Genomic DNA, 16038 nt, shown 5'->3' with positions numbered 1-16038 from the left:
AGGACACCGCCAGACGCCCGATACCGAAGCCCAGCTCACACGAGCTGGGCTTTGTGCTTTGCAGTTGTGCTTTGCAGTGGCGGATAGCCATCGTGAAAACCCCCGCCCTGCGGCCAACGTTGGCCGCGACATCGCTGAGTCAACCAACATCTGACGACAACCCCCGCTCACCACCTCCCCCCGCCGTCCTGCGGCCGGCCCCCGGATGCGCTTGCGGCTTATACCGGGCTACGGGTCGCTCCCAGCCCAGTCAATAAAAAAGCCCGCGCAAGCGGGCTTGGCTATTGGTTCGCGCCCTGTCCAAACACGACCGGGAGTCCTTATCGTGGCAGTATGGCACATGAAAATACCCTTGCAGCAGGATGATTATCCTGCTGCAAGGGTGTTGTTGAGGTGGTGCTGCCTGTGTTTGCTGAGTACCTGTCAGGCAGGCTGCTTCAGCTGTTGGCGCAAGCGCTTGGTGACGTTGACCATGGCCTGCAGTGCCGCCTCGGCTTCCGGCCAGCCGCGGGTTTTCAGCCCGCAGTCGGGGTTGACCCACAGGCGCTGTGCCGGAATCACGTCCAGTGCTTTGGCCAGCAGTTTTTCCAGCTCGTGCTCGGCCGGGATGCGCGGGCTGTGGATGTCGTACACGCCTGGGCCGATTTCGTTGGGGTAGGCAAAGCTGCCAAAGTCGCGCAGCAGCTCCATGTCGGAACGCGATGTTTCGATGGTGATCACGTCTGCATCCAGCGCGGCGATGGCGGGCAGGATATCGCCGAATTCCGAGTAGCACATGTGGGTGTGTATCTGCGTGCTGTCGTCTACGCGGGCGCACGACAGGCGGAAGGCTTCGCCGGCCCAGGCCAGGTAGGCATCCCAGTCGGCACGCTGTAGCGGCAAGCCTTCGCGCACAGCGGGTTCGTCGATCTGGATGACCTTGATGCCGGCGTTTTCCAGGTCGAGTACCTCGTCGTTGATGGCCAGGGCAATCTGGCGGCACACCTGGCTGCGCGGCAGGTCATTGCGTACAAAGCTCCACTGCAGGATGGTGACCGGGCCGGTGAGCATGCCTTTTACTGGGCGCGGCGTGAGGCTTTGTGCGTATACCGACCACGCGACGGTCATGGCGTGCGGGCGGGCGACATCGCCATAGATGATGGGCGGTTTAACGCAGCGGCTGCCGTAGCTTTGCACCCAGCCGTATTCGGTGAAGGCAAAGCCGTCCAGCTGCTCGCCAAAGTATTCCACCATGTCGTTGCGTTCGGCTTCGCCGTGCACCAGCACGTCGATATCCAGTGCTTCCTGTTTGCGGATCACCAGCTCGATTTCGGCTTTCATCGCCTGCTCGTAACCGGCAGCGTTCAGTTCGCCGCGTTTGAAGGCGGCGCGGGCGGCGCGAATGTCGCTGGTTTGCGGGAAGGAGCCGATGGTGGTGGTGGGTAGCAGCGGCAGCTTCAGCCAGCTGGTCTGTGCTTGGGCACGCAGCGGGTAGGGGCTGTGGCGCTGGTCGCTGCCGGCAGGCAGTGCGGCCAACCTTTGGGCTACGTCGGCGCGGTGGATGCGCGGGTGCTGCTGGCGTTGCTGGCGCGCAAAGTTGCTGGCGGCCAGTTCGTTCTCGATGCTGCTACGGCCGCTGTGCAGGCCGCGTTTGAGCAGCTTGAGCTCGTTGACTTTTTGTACGGCAAACGCCAGCCAGCTTTTCAGATCGATATCCAGCTTGCCTTCTTGTGCCAGGTCGAACGGGCTGTGCAGCAGGCTGCAGCTCGGCGCTAGCCACAGCTGCTTGCCCAGTGTGGCGTGCAGGGTTTCGGCTTGCGCTAGGGTGGCGTCCAGGTCGGCGCGCCAGATATTCCGGCCGTCGATCAGGCCGGCAGACAGGATTTTGTCTTGCGGCCAAGCTGGCAGGAAGGCGTCCAGTTGCTGCGGGGCGCGTACCAGGTCCAGGTGCAGGCCGGCTACCGGCAGGGCTTTGAGCAAGGGGGCATGCTGCGCCACGCTGCCAAAATAGGTGGCCAGCAGCAGCTTGAGCGGGCTGGCGGCCAGCGCCTGGTAGGTGGGGGTGAACGCGGCCAGCCAGTCGGCCGGCAGGTCGAGTGCCAGAATCGGCTCGTCTATCTGAACCCAGTCTACTTTGGCGGTGTTCAGTGCGGCCAACAGTTGCTGGTAGGTGGCCAGCAGGGCGGGCAGCAGGCTCAGGCGGTCGAAGGTGCTGCCTTTACATTTACCCAGCCACAGTAGGGTGAGTGGGCCGATCAATACCGGCTTGGCCTGGATGCCCAGTGCCTGGGCCTCGGCGATGTGCGCCAGTAGCGGTGCAGGGGTGGCCGCAAAGGAGGTATCGGCGTGCCATTCCGGCACCAGGTAGTGGTAGTTGGTATCAAACCATTTGGTCATTTCCAGCGCGTGCTGCGTGGCATTGCCGCGTGCCAGCTGGAAGTACTGGCTGGTGCTGAGCGTGGCGGCATCAAAACCGAAGCGGCGCGGGATGGCACCGACCAGCACCTGGGCGTCCAGCACCTGGTCGTAGAGCGAGAAGTCGCCCACCGGGCTGATGTCCAGGCCGGCGCCTTTTTGCAGCAGCCAGTGTTTTTGGCGCAGCTCGCGTGCGCCGCCCAGCAGGGTGGCTTCGTCGATGTCCTGGCGCCAGAATTGTTCCAGCAGGAATTTCAGTTCACGTTTGGCGCCGATGCGCGGGAAACCTAGCAGATGAATGTGGCTCATGTGGAATGCCTTTGCTGATGAATGTTGTGCATTCAGCATGCGGCATCTACAATCATGAGGCAATTTCATTATTTTACTGACAATCATTAAGGCAATTCATGTCGCAAAGCCAGTTAGAGCTTCGCCACTTCAAAACCCTGCTGGCGCTGGCCGAGTGCGGCAGCGTGTCGCAGGCGGCCAAGCGGGTGTTTTTGACGCAGTCGGCGCTGTCGCATCAATTAAAGGCGCTGGAAGACCATTACGGCCTGGCCTTGTTCGAGCGCAAAACCCAGCCGCTGCGCTTTACCCCAGCGGGGGAGCGCCTGCTGGCGCTGGCGCGCGAGGTGTCGGCCCTGGTGGCCGGTGCCGAGCGCGATATGGCGCGCCTGCGCGAGGGCGAGGCGGGAGAGCTGCGCATTGCGGTGGAATGCCATACCTGCTTTGACTGGCTGATGCCGGCCATGGATGCTTTCCGCCAGCACTGGCCCGCGGTGGAGCTGGATATCGTGTCCGGCTTTCATGCCGACCCGGTAGGCCTGCTGCTGACGCGTCGCGCTGACCTGGCCATCTGCTCGGAAGCCGAGCCGCAGGACGGCGTGGTGTACCAGCCGCTCTTTGCCTACGAAATGGTACTGATCATGGCCAAGGACCACCCGCTGGCGGCCAAGCCGGTATGGCAGGCAGAAGATCTGGCGAGCGAAACCCTGATTCACTACCCGGTGCCGGATGTGATGCTGGACCTGGTGCGCAAGGTGCTGAAGCCGGCCGGGGTGAACCCGGCGCGGCGCACGTCGGAGCTGACCGTGGCCATCATCCAGCTGGTGGCCAGCCGCCGTGGCGTGGCGGCCATGCCGTTCTGGGCGGTAAAGCCGTATCTGGACCGTGGCTATATTGCCAGCGCCCGCATCGGGGACTGCGGCCTGCAGAGCGAGCTGTACGCCGCGCTGCGCCAGGACGATGCGCTGCTGGCGTATATGCGTGATTTTCTGCACACCGTGCGCGAGCAGAGCTTTGCTACCTTGCCAGGCCTGAGCGTACTGGCCTGAGGGTTGTGTAGCTGGAGCGTCTCTCGCGGCTGGCTGCGGCCAACATGGCAAAACGGCACGCCCAAATAGCGCGTGCCGTTTTGCTGGCGGGGGAGGTGGGCCAGCTAAGCCGTCAATAGCTTGTAGAAGTAGCGTGTAGCATGCAGTTGGCCGTCCGGGCTGGCGGCGTAGGCGGGGATGTCGCCTGCGTGTTGCCAACCCAGCTTGGGGTACAGCCGGGCGGCGGCCGAGCCGCTATCGGTATCCAGCACTAGCGTGCTGCAGCCCGCTGTCAGGGCTGCAGTTTCGGCGGCCTGCATCAGCTGGCGCGCCAGCCCGCGGCCACGTGCCGTGCTGTGTACCATCAGCTTCTGGATTTCGCCTCGGTGGCGGCCGTTGGCCTTGCCGCACAGTGCCAGCTGCACGGTGCCGATCATCTGGCCGTGTTCTTCCGCGACCCAGCAGTAAAGCAGCGGGCCTAGCGCGGTGGCAACGTCTTGCCAGTAGGCGTGTGCTTCGGCGTGTGGCAGCGGCGCCAGAAAGCCAACCGAGGCGCCGCCGTGCACGCTGTCTTGCAATAGCGCGGCCAGAGAGGCCAACTGCTGTGCATCGATAGTGTGCAGGCGGGTGATGGTCATTACTCGTGCTCCAGCCCCAGTTCCTGGATCTTGCGCGTCAGCGTGTTGCGGCCCCAGCCCAGCAGCTGCGCAGCTTCGACTTTGCGTCCGCCGGTATGCGCTAGGCCGCTCTTGATGCAGGTGCTTTCAAAGCGTGCGGTCAGGTCGTCGATAATACCGGTTTCCCCTGCGGCCAACCTTTGGCTGACCTCGCGCGCCAATAGCTGCAGCCAGTCGCCATCGGCCAGTGCGGCCGCGGTATGCGCGGGCACGCTGGCGGGCTGGGGGCTGGCGTCGGCCTCATGGCTGTGGCTGGACGGTGCGGCGTCGGGCGGCAGGCGGAACTCGGGTGGCAGGTCGGCGCTTTCCACGGTCTGGCCGGGTGCCATCACGGTAATCCATTGGCACAGGTTTTCCAGCTGGCGCACGTTGCCCGGGAAGGCGTACTGGCGCACAAAAGCCATGGCGCTGTCGGACAAACGCTTGGGCTCTACGCCCAGGTTGGCCGCACTGCGCGACAGAAAATGGCGTACCAGCAGCGGAATGTCTTCGCTGCGCTCGCGCAGCGGTGGCAGGCGCAAGCGGATCACGTTCAGGCGGTGGAACAAGTCCTCGCGGAACTGGCCTTGCTTGACGCGCTCTTCCAGGTGCTGGTGGGTGGCGGCGATCACGCGCACATTGGCCTTGATCGGTGTGTGGCCGCCCACGCGGTAAAAGTGGCCATCGGACAGCACGCGCAGCAGGCGGGTTTGCAGCTCGGTGGGCATGTCGCCGATTTCGTCCAGAAACAGCGTGCCACCTTCGGCCTCTTCAAAGCGGCCGCGGCGGCTGCCCACGGCGCCGGTAAAGGCGCCTTTTTCATGGCCGAACAGCTCGGATTCCAGCAGGTCTTTCGGGATGGCGGCGGTGTTCAGCGCGATGAAGGGTTTGCTGGCGCGTACCGAGTGGCGGTGTAGCGCTTCGGCCACGCGTTCTTTGCCGGTGCCGGATTCGCCGGTAATCAGCACGGTCACGCTGGACTGCGATAGGCGGCCAATGGCGCGGAACACATCCTGCATGGCCGGTGCCTGTCCCAACAGGGCCGGCATGGCTTCCGGGCTTTCGCCGATGGCGTCGCCGCTGCGGCTTTCCGCAAGTGCGCGTTCGATTAGCGCCACGGCCTGGTCTACGTCGAACGGTTTGGGCAGGTACTCGAAGGCACCGCCCTGAAAGGCCGACACGGCCGAGTCCAGGTCGGAGTGCGCCGTCATGATGATGACCGGCAGCGCAGGGTGTTCGGCTTTGACCTTGCCCAGGAATTTCAGGCCATCAGTGCCCGGCATGCGCACATCGCTGATGATGACGCTGGGGATGGTGTCGTACAGGGCGTTCAGCGCATCGTCGGCGCTGGCAAAACTCTGGTAGGCGATATTGCTGCGCGAGAGCGACTTTTCCAGCACCCAGCGGATGGCTTTGTCGTCGTCGATGATCCAGACCGTTTGCGTCATGTTGGCTCGCCTTGTGGGGTTATTGATCGGGGCCGAACGGCATCAGTACCGTAAAGCAGGTGTAGCCCGGCCGCGATTCGAATTCGATGGTACCGCCGTGCTGGTGCACAAAGGTTTGCGCCAGCGTGAGCCCTAGCCCGGTGCCCTCTGCCCGGCCGGTGACCAGCGGGTAGAACACATGGTTGCGGATTTCTTCCGGAATGCCGGGGCCGTTGTCGATGATCTGCAATTTTAGTGCCAGGTTGTGACGCTTTCGCGCCAGCGTGACCTGGCGTGCCACGCGGGTGCGGAAAACCAGCTCGCCGCTGCCCTGCATGGCTTGCACAGCGTTCTTGCCGATATTCAATACCACCTGGATCAGTTGCTCTTTGTCTGCGGCCAACATGGGCAGGCTGATATCGTAGTCGCGTTTTACCTGCAGGCCGTGCGGGTACTCGGCCAGGATGATGCTGCGCACGCGCTCCAGCACTTCGTGAATGTTCACGTCGTTGGCAATGTGGCGGCGGTGCGGTGCCAGCAGCCGGTCTACCAGCGACTGTAGCCGCAATGCTTCCTCGCGGATCACGCCGGTGTATTCCAGCAGCTCGGGGCGGTCGGCAATTTCGTGTTCCAGCAGCTGGGCGGCACCACGGATACCCCCCAGCGGGTTCTTGATTTCGTGTGCCAGGTTGCGAATGAGCTCGCGGTTGGCTTGCTGCTGTAATAGCAGACGCTCTTCGTTGACGATGCGCAGCTGTTGCTCGATAGGGCGCATCTCTACCAGGGCCAGGCGCACCGGGCCGTCGATGGGGGTCACCGTGAGGCCGATATGCAGGGGGTGGTCGCCTTCCGGCGAGATTTCCAGGTCGTGTTCGATAAAGCTGCCGGCGTGATCCAGCGCCATCTGTACGGCGTTTTTCAAAGCGCGAGGGTGATGGAAGTGTTCGTACAGGGTGTGTTTCTTCAGCCCTTTGTGGCTGATGCCTAGCAGGTTTTCACTGGCCGGGTTGGCGTAGTGAAGCTGGCCGTTGCGCTCGACAATCATCACCGGGGTGTCGAGCAGGTCGAGTCCGGCGTACGGGTGTAGGGGCATGGTGTTGGGTCCGGTTTGCCTGTGTGGCTAGCTGCGCCAGGCTGGCGCGGCTATTAACGGTGTCTTAGCAAAAGCCGCGCCCGCACAGGGGCTAGCTGGTCGCGCTGGCAGGCTACGGGCGCGATACAAAACGGCGCACAAACTGGGGCGTTTGGGTGGGGGCGTCGTTTTGGTGAGTGTACTGCACTACTTTGGTGCGGCGCTACGGCCCAGTTCTTTATTCAGCGCATCGATATTGCGTTCGCGGTCGGTTACCGCGTCTTGCAGGCGCTGCAGCTGCGCCGTGGCGGTGCCAGGTTTGCGCCGGGCTTCGCTCAAAGCGGTGCGTGCTTCGGCCAGGGCTTTCTGTTCGTTATCCAGCTCTGTCTGCAGAATGCGGCGGCGGCCTTCGTCGCGGTTGCGCTGGGTGCCGGCGTCGACCGACGGTACGGCAACGTTGGCCGCAGGGGCACGCTGGCGTGGCGAATTATTGCGCGGCGTAATGCTGCCGCGTGTGCCGGTATCCGGGTTGGCGGGGGTGATCGAGATGGCCTGTGCGCCTGGCTGCGGCATATTGGTAAACGTAACGTGCCCGTCTTTATCAACGTATCGATAAATGGTACTGGCCTGGGCCAGCGGCAGGCTACCGAGTAGCAGGGCAAGCAGAGTAAGACGCATGGGGAAATAGGCGATAGTCATTGCAAACGCATGATAATTCAATCTCTTGCCGCTTGGCAGTGCTAATGCAAAAAAGCGGAGCTGGCTACGCTCTGCCGTTTGTCAGTGGCCTGGATAAATGAAAACCCCGCACCGTTGCCGGTGCGGGGTTGCAGCGTACGCGGGTCGAATCGCTTACAGGCTGTAGTACATCGCAAATTCTACCGGGTGGGTAGTCATGCGGGTCAGGTTGACTTCCTTCATCTTCAGTTCGATGTAGGCGTCGATCCATTCGTTGGAGAACACACCGCCACGGGTCAGGAACTCGCGGTCTGCGTCCAGTGCGGCCAGGGCTTCATCCAGCGAAGCGCACACGGTCGGGATCAGTTTGTCTTCTTCCGGAGGCAGGTCGTACAGGTTCTTGTCTGCTGCATCGCCTGGGTGGATCTTGTTCTGGATACCATCCAGACCGGCCATCAGCAGGGCGGAGAAGCACAGGTACGGGTTAGCCAGCGGGTCCGGGAAGCGTGCCTCGATACGGCGACCTTTCGGGTTCGCTACGTGCGGGATACGGATGGAAGCGGAGCGGTTCTTGGCGGAGTAAGCCAGTTTTACCGGTGCTTCGTAGTGTGGTACCAGACGCTTGTAGGAGTTGGTGCCCGGGTTGGTGATGGCGTTCAGTGCCTTGGCGTGCTTGATGATACCGCCGATGTAGTACAGGGCGGTGTCGGACAGGCCGGCGTAGCCGTCACCAGCAAACAGGTTTTTGCCGTCTTTCCAGATGGACTGGTGTACGTGCATGCCGGAGCCGTTGTCGCCAACGATCGGTTTAGGCATGAAGGTTGCGGTTTTGCCGTAGCTGTGGGCGACGTTGTGTACCACGTACTTCAGGATCTGGGTCCAGTCAGCGCGCTGGGTCAGGGTGCTGAACTTGGTGCCGATTTCGTTCTGGCCAGCGGTAGCCACTTCGTGGTGGTGCACTTCTACCGGTACGCCCAGTTCTTCCAGCAGCAGCACCATGGCCGAGCGGATGTCTTGGGAGGAGTCTACCGGTGGTACCGGGAAGTAGCCGCCTTTTACGCCAGGACGGTGGCCGGTGTTGCCGCCTTCGAACTCTTCAGCGGAAGCCCAGGCAGCTTCTTCTGCCTTGATCTTCACGAAGCAGCCGGACATGTCGGTGCCCCAGGTGATGCTGTCGAAGATGAAGAATTCTGGCTCCGGGCCGAAGAAGGCGGTATCGCCAATGCCGGAAGCTTTCAGGTAAGCCTCGGCGCGTTTGGCGACCGAGCGTGGGCAGCGGTCGTAGCCCTTGCCATCGGCCGGGTCGATCACGTCACAGCTCATGAATACGGTCGGCTCGTCGAAGAACGGGTCGATTTTGGCGGTGGCCGGGTCGGCCATCAGCAGCATGTCGGAGGCCTGGATGCCTTTCCAGCCAGAGATGGAGGAGCCGTCAAACGCGTGGCCGCGTTCGAACCACTCGTCAGCGTCTTCCAGCAGAACGTGTGCCGGAATGGTTACGTGCTGCTCTTTACCCATTGTGTCGGTAAAGCGCAAATCGACAAATTTTACGTCGTTTTCGGTAATGAGCTTGACTACGTCTGCAACCGCCATGGATATCTCCTAGAGAAAAGCTAAGTGCATCAAACGAGATGGCACAAATACAGGTGTGCCGGACTAAAAGCATGAACCGTGCCAGCCATCTGGCCCGGTTTTGGGTGCTGCGTTGCCTGTGCTGGCGTACCAGTCGGGGCTAGCTGCGTACCATTTTGGTGCGTGCTCCAATGTGGTGCGCTTTATTGGTGCATAGCAGATCTTGCCTGTGCGCCTACCACACTGCATGATGGCCTCCATTATTATGCAAATCGCGCCGTGATGTCGTGATGACAATCAATAAGCAGCGGCAGCCGGTTTCCCTTACCCCATATGAAGGAGAGCAAGATGACTGTTGAAACCATTCTGTCCACCGCCCGCAACCGTGGTAGCGAGCTGGGCTTGTCGTATAGCGGTGCCGTGTCGCCTGCCGAGGCCTGGGCGCTGTGCCAGGGCCTGCCCGGTGTGGTGCTGGTAGACGTACGTAGTGCTGCAGAGTGGCAGTTTGTCGGGGTGGTTCCCGATGCCGTCCGTATCGAGCTGCGCAGCTACCCGGGCATGGTGCCGAATGCCGCCTTTGCCAGCCAGCTGCAGCAGCAGGTAGACAAGACTGCGACCGTGCTGTTTATCTGCCGCAGCGGGGCGCGCTCGGACGAGGCTGCCAGGTTGGCCGCAGAGGCAGGTTATGCCCAGGTGTACAACGTGCTGGAAGGTTTTGAAGGCGACCGCGACCCGCAGCAGCACCGTGGCACCCTCAATGGCTGGAAGGCTGTCGGGCTGCCGTGGATTCAGGGCTAACCGCATGGCAATAGGCGGTTGCAGTTTCCTGTCCGACAAGGCAAAGTGTGTCTTCGGCCAAGCGGCTGCCACCGGCTTGCCTGACTTACCCCATATAGAGAAGTGAATCATGACTGATCGTTACGCTGTAATTGGCAACCCTATCTCGCATAGCCAGTCGCCTTTCATCCATAGCGAATTCGCCAATGCCACCGGCCAGGCGCTGCAGTACGAAAAGCTGTTTGCCGACATCGGCAAATTCGACGACGTGGTATCGGCCTTTGTGGCTGCTGGCGGCCGTGGCCTGAACGTGACGCTGCCGTTCAAGGGCGATGCTTTCCGCTTTGCCCAGGAAGTCAGCGAGTGCGCCCGTTTGTCCGAAGCCGTGAACACGCTGAGCTTCCGGGACGGCAAGATTTACGGTGACAACACCGACGGTGTGGGCCTGGTGCGCGATATCGTCGAGAACCTGGACGTGGCCATTGCCGGCAAACGCGTGCTGCTGCTGGGCGCGGGTGGTGCCGTACGTGGCGTGCTGCCCACGCTGCTGGCAGAGCAGCCTGCCACACTGACCATTGCCAACCGTACCGTGGCCAAGGCCGAAGCGTTGGCCGCACAGTTTGCCAGCCTGGGCCAGATCGAAGCGACTGCTTATGACGCGCTGGCGGGCCGCCAGTTCGACATCATCATCAATGGCACTTCTACCAGCCTGCAGGGCGAGCTGCCACCAATGCCTGCCGGTGTTTTTGCTGCCGGTGCGCTGGCGTACGACATGGTGTACAGCCGTGGCCTGACGCCTTTCCTGCGCCGTGCGCAAAGTGAACAGGCCGGCATGCTGGCCGACGGGCTGGGCATGCTGGTAGAGCAGGCCGCCGAATCGTTCCGTATCTGGCGCGGTGTGCAGCCGGAAACGCGCAAGGTCACCAATATGCTGCGCGAGGTGCTGGCCTAAGTGCTGCGCTGGTCCTTACGCATCGGGGCGGCCCTGCTGGCCGCCCTTTTTCTGTACAACTTGTGGATCTTCGGTCACATCGTGTACTGGCGTAGCTTCAACCCGTCGGCCAGTGCCTTCATGACCGAGCAGCTGGCGCGCCTGCAGGAAGAAGACCCTGCTGCCGAGCTGCGCCATAAATGGGTGCCGTACGAGCGTATTTCCGGCAACCTCAAGCGTGCGCTGATTGCCTCGGAAGACGCCAAGTTTGTTGACCACGAAGGCTTTGACTGGGATGGTATCGAGGCGGCGTTCGAGAAAAACATGAAGCAGGGGCGCATCGTGGCCGGTGGTTCTACCATTAGCCAGCAGCTGGCCAAAAACCTGTTTTTGTCGGGCCGCAAAACCCCCTGGCGCAAGCTGGAAGAGGCCATGATTACGGTGATGCTGGAGGCGGTAATGGACAAGCGCCGTATCTTCGAGATCTACCTGAACGTGATCGAGTGGGGTAATGGCGTATTTGGTGCCGAGGCAGCAGCGCGGCATTACTACCGCAGCAGCGCCGCCAGGCTATCGGCTGGGCAGGCTGCCAAGTTGGCCGCCATGGTGCCCAACCCGCGTTATTACGACGAACACCGTAACGCCCCGGGCCTGGCGCGCAAGACGCGTATCATCCTGCGCCGCATGCCAATGGCGGATACGCCATAGTTGTACGCAGCACTACGTTAGGTCGACTGGCTCCGCTTGCGGGGCCAGTTTGCTTTTTGCCAGCGCCACCAGGTCCAGCAAGCTTAGCAGCCGCTCTTGCTTGCCTTGCCCCACCAGCACATGGCGCCAGCTTGCCGCCAGATTGCTGTGGCGGATATGTGCAGGGGGGCCGGCTACCTCGGCATTGTCCAGCCGCTCTTGCCAGGCTTCATCAATGGTAATCAGGCCCGGTACAGCAAAACCGACCACGCCGTAGTCTGTTTCTACCACCAGCACACTGGCCGTATCGCGTATCGGGGCGAGCGGAATGCCCAGTGTGCTGCTCAGGCAGTACAGCGGCAGGGTTCGTCCGCGGGCAATCAGCAGGCCGGCGTGTTCGCACTCCAGGCCAAATACGGCGCGCTCGGCTTGCCAGGGGACGATATCGATAATCTGGCTGACAGGCGTAGCCACCTCGAACCCCAGGTCGTACGTGAGCAGCTGGCAGCGCTCGCCCTGCTGGCGTGGTGTGCTACCAGGCTGGGTAGGGCTACCGTTACCGGCCTGTGCGTCGTGTGGGGTATTCATGCCGGCCAGGCAGGCCAGATCTGGCCGGTTTGTCAGCATGTCGCCATCCAGCAGCAGGTAGTGGCCACTGGGCGAGGCATGGTGGCCTACCGAGTCTGCCGGGGTTTCACTGGCCGGAATGGCTCCTAGAAAGTGATCCGGCCGCAGCAGTGACTGGGGGGGGAGTGGTAGCAGGGTATGGCCGGTGCGTTGTACCACGTCGATGATGTGTTCCACCATGAACGCCACGTAGCCCTGGGCGTAGCGGATAACAAAGGCCTGTGTCAGGGCGGGCTTGGGGTTCAGCGGGATACTGCAGGCGGCCAGCAGGCTGACGGCGGCAATCTGCTGGCCCGCGTACTGGATGGTGCCCATGCAGTAGCCGCTGCTCATGGCATTTTGGGTGATGTGCGGGTTCAGGATGATGGTGTGGATGTGGCTGCACGCCATGGCCAGCGGTACGCTGCCGCACTGCATCAGCATCACGTGGTCGGGCTCCACACTGCTGTCATCGCTTTGATCGGGCGTGCTATCCGCTGCCACGCTGGCGGAGGGAATCCCCGGGTAGCCCAGCAGGGCGGCCGGGTTCAGCAAGGTGGCGCTGATGCCACCCGCACCGGCGGGCAAGCTGCCATCCAGAATGCCGCCGTTATCCCCGCTCATGCGTTGCGGCTCGGCCTCTTGTACGCCTTCTACATCGTCGGCCAGGACGCCCAGCAGCTTGTCCTGGTGCTGTACTACTACCACGCAAGCGGGCAGGGGGCCGCCGCTTGTCCCGCCAGTCAGCAGGCGCAGGTCGGCCACCGGTAAACGTTGGCCGCGCAGGTCCATGCTGCCCAGTACATAGGGCGGGCAGCCGGGCAGCAGGGCCAGTGGGGTGGTGGGCACTGCCTCGCGCAGCGCCTCGATGGGCAGCGCCAGGTGGTTGCCGTCCAGGTGAAACAGGCCGAAGCGCGCGCTCATCGGGCGTCTTCTTCGCTATTGCGTGCCACATTGGTCAGCGCGGTCAGCAGCTGCTGTACTTCCCCGGTAACGCCGCTTTGCTGCTCGGTGCCCTGCACGATTTTTTCCACGCTCTGTGCTGTACGCGCTACGCAGCCCAGAATGCCTTCGAAGCTTTGTGCTGCTTGCTGGCTGATGTCGGCGCCGCTGCTGACATGGCGTACCGATTCGTCTATCAGCTGGGTAATTTCCTTGGCCGCCTGGGCGCAGCGCTCGGCCAGCTTGCGTACTTCCGCCGCCACCACAGAGAAGCCTACGCCATGGTGCCCGGCGCGTGCCGCCTCGATGGCGGCGTTGAAGGCCAGCAGGTTGGTCTGGCTAGCAATATCGCTGATCACGCGTACCACTTCGGCCACTTTCTGTGCGCTGTGCTGGCTTTGGCTGATGGCGGTAATGGCCTGGCGCAGCGCACCAAAGCCCTGCTCGGCTGTGCGGCTGGATTCACGCGCCAGGTCGGACGCCACGCTGGCGTTGGCCGCAATGACGTCGATGCTGCCGATCAGGCTGTGCAGGTTGCCTGTCATCTGCGTGGATTTGCTGAGAATCTGCTGTTCCAGCTTTACTTCGTTGGTGACATCGTGTGCGTACTTGATGATCTTGACCACGTGGCCGTTCAAATCGCGGATGGGGTTGTAGCTGGCTTGTATCCACACGTCGCGGCCAAATTTGCCTACGCGGTGGAAGCGCCCGCTAACAAACTGGCCTTCGCCCAAGCGTAACCAGAAGTCACGGTAGGCTTTGCTATGCGTGTATTCCGCGGTACAGAAAATACTGTGGTGCTGGCCCTGTATCTCGCGCTGGGTGTAGCCCATGGCGGCCAGAAAGTTGCGGTTGGCGCGCAGCACATTACCTGTCAGGTCGAATTCGATCACGGCTTGCCCCAGCTCGATGGCCGAGACTTTGGCTTCGTACTCGGCGGTGCGCAGTTTGGTCTGCGTCACATCAGAGGCGAATTTCACTACTTTTACAGGTTGGCCGCGCGGGTCGAAAATGGGGTTGTAGGTGGCCTGGATCCACACTTCCTTGCCGCCGCAGCCGATGCGTTTGTATTCGCCGGCAAAGTATTCGCCGCGCGATAGCCGCTCCCAGAAGCTGAGGTACTCGGCGCTCGCCGCATACTGCGGGTCGACAAAAATGCGGTGGTGTACGCCCTGTATCTGCTCCAGCCGGTAGCCCATCAGCTTCAGGAAGTTGTCGTTAGCGTGCAGTACCTTGCCGCTGAGGTCGAACTCGATGACCGCCTGTGCGCGGTCGATGGCGTCCAGTTTGCCGCCGGCGTCCAGCTGTGCCAGCTTGGTCGCGGTGATGTCACGGGCAATCATCACCACCTTGCTAAGCAAACCGTCCAAGCCGATGACCGGGCTGAGCATGCTGCCAAACCAGACTTCCCGCCCGTCCAGCGCGCGGCGGCGCAGCTCGCAGGCTACTGGCTGACCATGGCGCAGCTGTTGCCATTGTGCCTGGCTGGCGGGGCTGTCGATGTCTTCTTCGAACATCAGCCGGCTTTGTGGCAGGCCGCGCAACTGCGCCAGGTTGTAACCCAGTGCTTGTTCCATCAGCGCGTTGCCGTCCAGCACGTTGCCCAGGCGGTCCAGCTCCAGCAGGCAGCTGCTATTGCTCACGGCGCTCATGCGGGCGGCGTTTTCTATGCTGGCCAGTTTGCTGGCGGTAATGTCGGTGCAGTACTTCACCACTTTTACTGGTTGGCCTTCCAGATCCAGAATCGGGTTGTAGCTGGCCTGTATCCATACGCGGCGCCCATCTTTGCCAAAGCGCAGGTATTCGCCGCGGTCAAACTCGCCACGCCCCAGCTTTTGCCAGAAGCTGCGGTAGGCGGCACTGTCGGCTTCGTCACGGTCGACAAACATGCGGTGGTGCTCGCCGCGGATTTCTTCCAGCGTGTAGCCCATCAGCTGCAGGAAGTTGTCGTTGGCGCTGATGACATGGCCGCCCATGTCAAATTCGATGACCCCTTGCGAGCGCGAAATGGCGGCCACTTTGCCGTCGTCTTCTAGTGACTGGCGCTTGACGTCGGTAACGTCGCTGGCAAATTTCACGATTTTGCACAGACGGCCATCGGGGGCGTACAGCGGGCTGTAGATGGCTTGCAGCCACACCGGCAGGCCCTTGCTGGTCAGGCGCATGAACTCGCCGTGGTGCTGCTCGCCATTGCGCAGCTTTTCCCAGAATGCCTTGTAGTCGGCGCTGCCGGTTTCGCTGGCCGGGCAGAAAATGCGGTGGTGTTGGCCGCGAATACCGTCCAGTGTGTAGCCCATCAGCTGCAGGAAGTTGTCGTTGGCCGTGAGTACCGTGCCGTCCGGGGCGAATTCGATAATGGCCTGGGTGCGGTTCAGCGCCTGCAGCTTGCCAAAGTCTTCGTGCAGCCGCAGCTTGGTGTCGGAGATATCGGTGGCGAATTTCACCAGCTTGTAGGGTTGGCCGTTCTGGTCGCACAAGGGGTTGTAGTGCGCCTGGATATACACGCTGCTGCCGTCCTGGCGCCGGCGGCGGTATTCGCCCTCTACCGGCTCGCCTTGGCATAGCCGCTGCCATAGCGCATCGTATTTGCCGGCCTCGACGTCTTCGTCGCTCCAGATGCGGTGGTGGTGCTCGCCTAGCAGCTGTTCCCGGCTGTAGCCGAACATGGCCAGAAATTTGGGGTTGGCGTCCAGAAAGGTGCCATCGGGCGAAAACTCGGCCATGGCCAGGTTCACATGCATGGCGGCCAACAGGCCAATAATGTCCTGGATTTCACGGTTGCTATCCAGCCCTGTCTGGTGCAGGGCATTGCGTAGTGTGGTGAGCGTGGCGTCGTGCATGGTAACCCTCCCTTTTGTTTAAGTTGTATAGCAAATAACCCTGTTTTTTTATAAGAAAACTCCGATCAACCGCCCGACTCTCGCGCCCGCCTGCGCTGGTTGCCTACGGCATCGCATGCTACAATTCCGCCTCTTTCGTGATA

Annotated in this window: 12 protein-coding genes; 4 read left to right on the top strand and 8 right to left on the bottom strand. The window is 62.0% G+C overall.

Annotated features, from left to right (window positions below):
* Nucleotides 1-423: 423 nt before the first annotated feature.
* Nucleotides 424-2703, bottom strand: coding sequence for a 5-methyltetrahydropteroyltriglutamate--homocysteine S-methyltransferase (metE, locus tag ACZ9XP_RS15630; protein ID WP_465188746.1), 2280 nt, complete (start codon nucleotides 2701-2703; stop codon nucleotides 424-426).
* 98 nt (nucleotides 2704-2801) lie between these two features.
* Between metE and ACZ9XP_RS15625 the strand changes: the two genes are divergently transcribed.
* Nucleotides 2802-3728 (top strand): LysR family transcriptional regulator, encoded by a 927-nt coding sequence (locus ACZ9XP_RS15625; protein WP_465188745.1) that lies wholly within the window; start codon nucleotides 2802-2804, stop codon nucleotides 3726-3728.
* A gap of 104 nt (nucleotides 3729-3832) precedes the next feature.
* Here the strand turns inward: ACZ9XP_RS15625 and ACZ9XP_RS15620 are convergent, their stop codons facing one another.
* From ACZ9XP_RS15620 to glnA, 5 genes are all read right to left on the bottom strand, one after another.
* The gene (locus ACZ9XP_RS15620; RefSeq protein ID WP_465188744.1) at nucleotides 3833-4345 is read right to left on the bottom strand and encodes an N-acetyltransferase family protein; all 513 of its coding nucleotides are present in this window, start codon (nucleotides 4343-4345) and stop codon (nucleotides 3833-3835) included.
* Nucleotides 4345-5811, bottom strand: a complete 1467-nt coding sequence (gene ntrC, locus ACZ9XP_RS15615; RefSeq protein WP_147682919.1) for a nitrogen regulation protein NR(I) — start codon at nucleotides 5809-5811, stop codon at nucleotides 4345-4347. Before ntrC ends, ACZ9XP_RS15620 begins: the two co-directional genes overlap by 1 nt.
* Nucleotides 5812-5830: 19 nt before the next feature.
* Nucleotides 5831-6883 (bottom strand): nitrogen regulation protein NR(II), encoded by a 1053-nt coding sequence (glnL, locus tag ACZ9XP_RS15610; RefSeq protein ID WP_147682921.1) that lies wholly within the window; start codon nucleotides 6881-6883, stop codon nucleotides 5831-5833.
* A 186-nt stretch (nucleotides 6884-7069) separates the two neighbouring features.
* Nucleotides 7070-7561, bottom strand: a complete 492-nt coding sequence (locus tag ACZ9XP_RS15605) for a DUF4124 domain-containing protein (RefSeq protein ID WP_465188743.1) — start codon at nucleotides 7559-7561, stop codon at nucleotides 7070-7072.
* Nucleotides 7562-7714: 153 nt separating this feature from the next.
* Complete coding sequence (glnA, locus tag ACZ9XP_RS15600; protein ID WP_147682925.1) at nucleotides 7715-9133, bottom strand: type I glutamate--ammonia ligase; 1419 nt, start codon at nucleotides 9131-9133, stop codon at nucleotides 7715-7717.
* A 327-nt stretch (nucleotides 9134-9460) separates the two neighbouring features.
* Here glnA and ACZ9XP_RS15595 point away from each other — a divergent pair, with 327 nt between their 5' ends.
* From ACZ9XP_RS15595 to mtgA, 3 genes are all read left to right on the top strand, one after another.
* Nucleotides 9461-9910, top strand: a complete 450-nt coding sequence (locus ACZ9XP_RS15595) for a rhodanese-like domain-containing protein (RefSeq protein WP_465188742.1) — start codon at nucleotides 9461-9463, stop codon at nucleotides 9908-9910.
* Between the two features lie 109 nt (nucleotides 9911-10019).
* A complete protein-coding gene (gene aroE, locus ACZ9XP_RS15590) occupies nucleotides 10020-10841 on the top strand; it encodes a shikimate dehydrogenase (RefSeq protein ID WP_465188741.1) in 822 nt (273 codons plus the stop codon).
* A gap of 3 nt (nucleotides 10842-10844) precedes the next feature.
* The gene (gene mtgA, locus ACZ9XP_RS15585; protein WP_147683222.1) at nucleotides 10845-11528 is read left to right on the top strand and encodes a monofunctional biosynthetic peptidoglycan transglycosylase; all 684 of its coding nucleotides are present in this window, start codon (nucleotides 10845-10847) and stop codon (nucleotides 11526-11528) included.
* Nucleotides 11529-11540: 12 nt separating this feature from the next.
* Here the strand turns inward: mtgA and ACZ9XP_RS15580 are convergent, their stop codons facing one another.
* Together ACZ9XP_RS15580 and ACZ9XP_RS15575 are read right to left on the bottom strand one after the other, a co-directional pair.
* The gene (locus tag ACZ9XP_RS15580; RefSeq protein WP_465188740.1) at nucleotides 11541-13037 is read right to left on the bottom strand and encodes a chemotaxis protein CheW; all 1497 of its coding nucleotides are present in this window, start codon (nucleotides 13035-13037) and stop codon (nucleotides 11541-11543) included.
* The gene (locus tag ACZ9XP_RS15575) at nucleotides 13034-15895 is read right to left on the bottom strand and encodes a methyl-accepting chemotaxis protein (protein WP_465188739.1); all 2862 of its coding nucleotides are present in this window, start codon (nucleotides 15893-15895) and stop codon (nucleotides 13034-13036) included. The genes ACZ9XP_RS15580 and ACZ9XP_RS15575 overlap by 4 nt, the downstream gene beginning before the upstream one ends.
* Nucleotides 15896-16038 lie beyond the last annotated feature (143 nt).

It is taken from the genome of Vogesella perlucida, from assembly GCF_979366545.1.
The sequence above is the reverse complement of the archived record's forward strand: the minus strand, read 5'-3'. Positions and strand labels throughout refer to the sequence as shown.

Bases quoted from the DNA above. Each gene is read 5' to 3' on its own strand.
- ACZ9XP_RS15575 (WP_465188739.1), bottom strand. From the start codon at position 15,895: ATGCACGACGCCACGCTCACCACACTACGCAATGCCCTGCACCAGACA.
- ACZ9XP_RS15625 (WP_465188745.1), top strand. From the start codon at position 2,802: ATGTCGCAAAGCCAGTTAGAGCTTCGCCACTTCAAAACCCTGCTGGCG.
- ACZ9XP_RS15605 (WP_465188743.1), bottom strand. From the start codon at position 7,561: ATGACTATCGCCTATTTCCCCATGCGTCTTACTCTGCTTGCCCTGCTA.
- ntrC (WP_147682919.1), bottom strand. From the start codon at position 5,811: ATGACGCAAACGGTCTGGATCATCGACGACGACAAAGCCATCCGCTGG.
- ACZ9XP_RS15580 (WP_465188740.1), bottom strand. From the start codon at position 13,037: ATGAGCGCGCGCTTCGGCCTGTTTCACCTGGACGGCAACCACCTGGCG.
- ACZ9XP_RS15595 (WP_465188742.1), top strand. From the start codon at position 9,461: ATGACTGTTGAAACCATTCTGTCCACCGCCCGCAACCGTGGTAGCGAG.
- ACZ9XP_RS15620 (WP_465188744.1), bottom strand. From the start codon at position 4,345: ATGACCATCACCCGCCTGCACACTATCGATGCACAGCAGTTGGCCTCT.
- aroE (WP_465188741.1), top strand. From the start codon at position 10,020: ATGACTGATCGTTACGCTGTAATTGGCAACCCTATCTCGCATAGCCAG.
- glnA (WP_147682925.1), bottom strand. From the start codon at position 9,133: ATGGCGGTTGCAGACGTAGTCAAGCTCATTACCGAAAACGACGTAAAA.
- metE (WP_465188746.1), bottom strand. From the start codon at position 2,703: ATGAGCCACATTCATCTGCTAGGTTTCCCGCGCATCGGCGCCAAACGT.
- glnL (WP_147682921.1), bottom strand. From the start codon at position 6,883: ATGCCCCTACACCCGTACGCCGGACTCGACCTGCTCGACACCCCGGTG.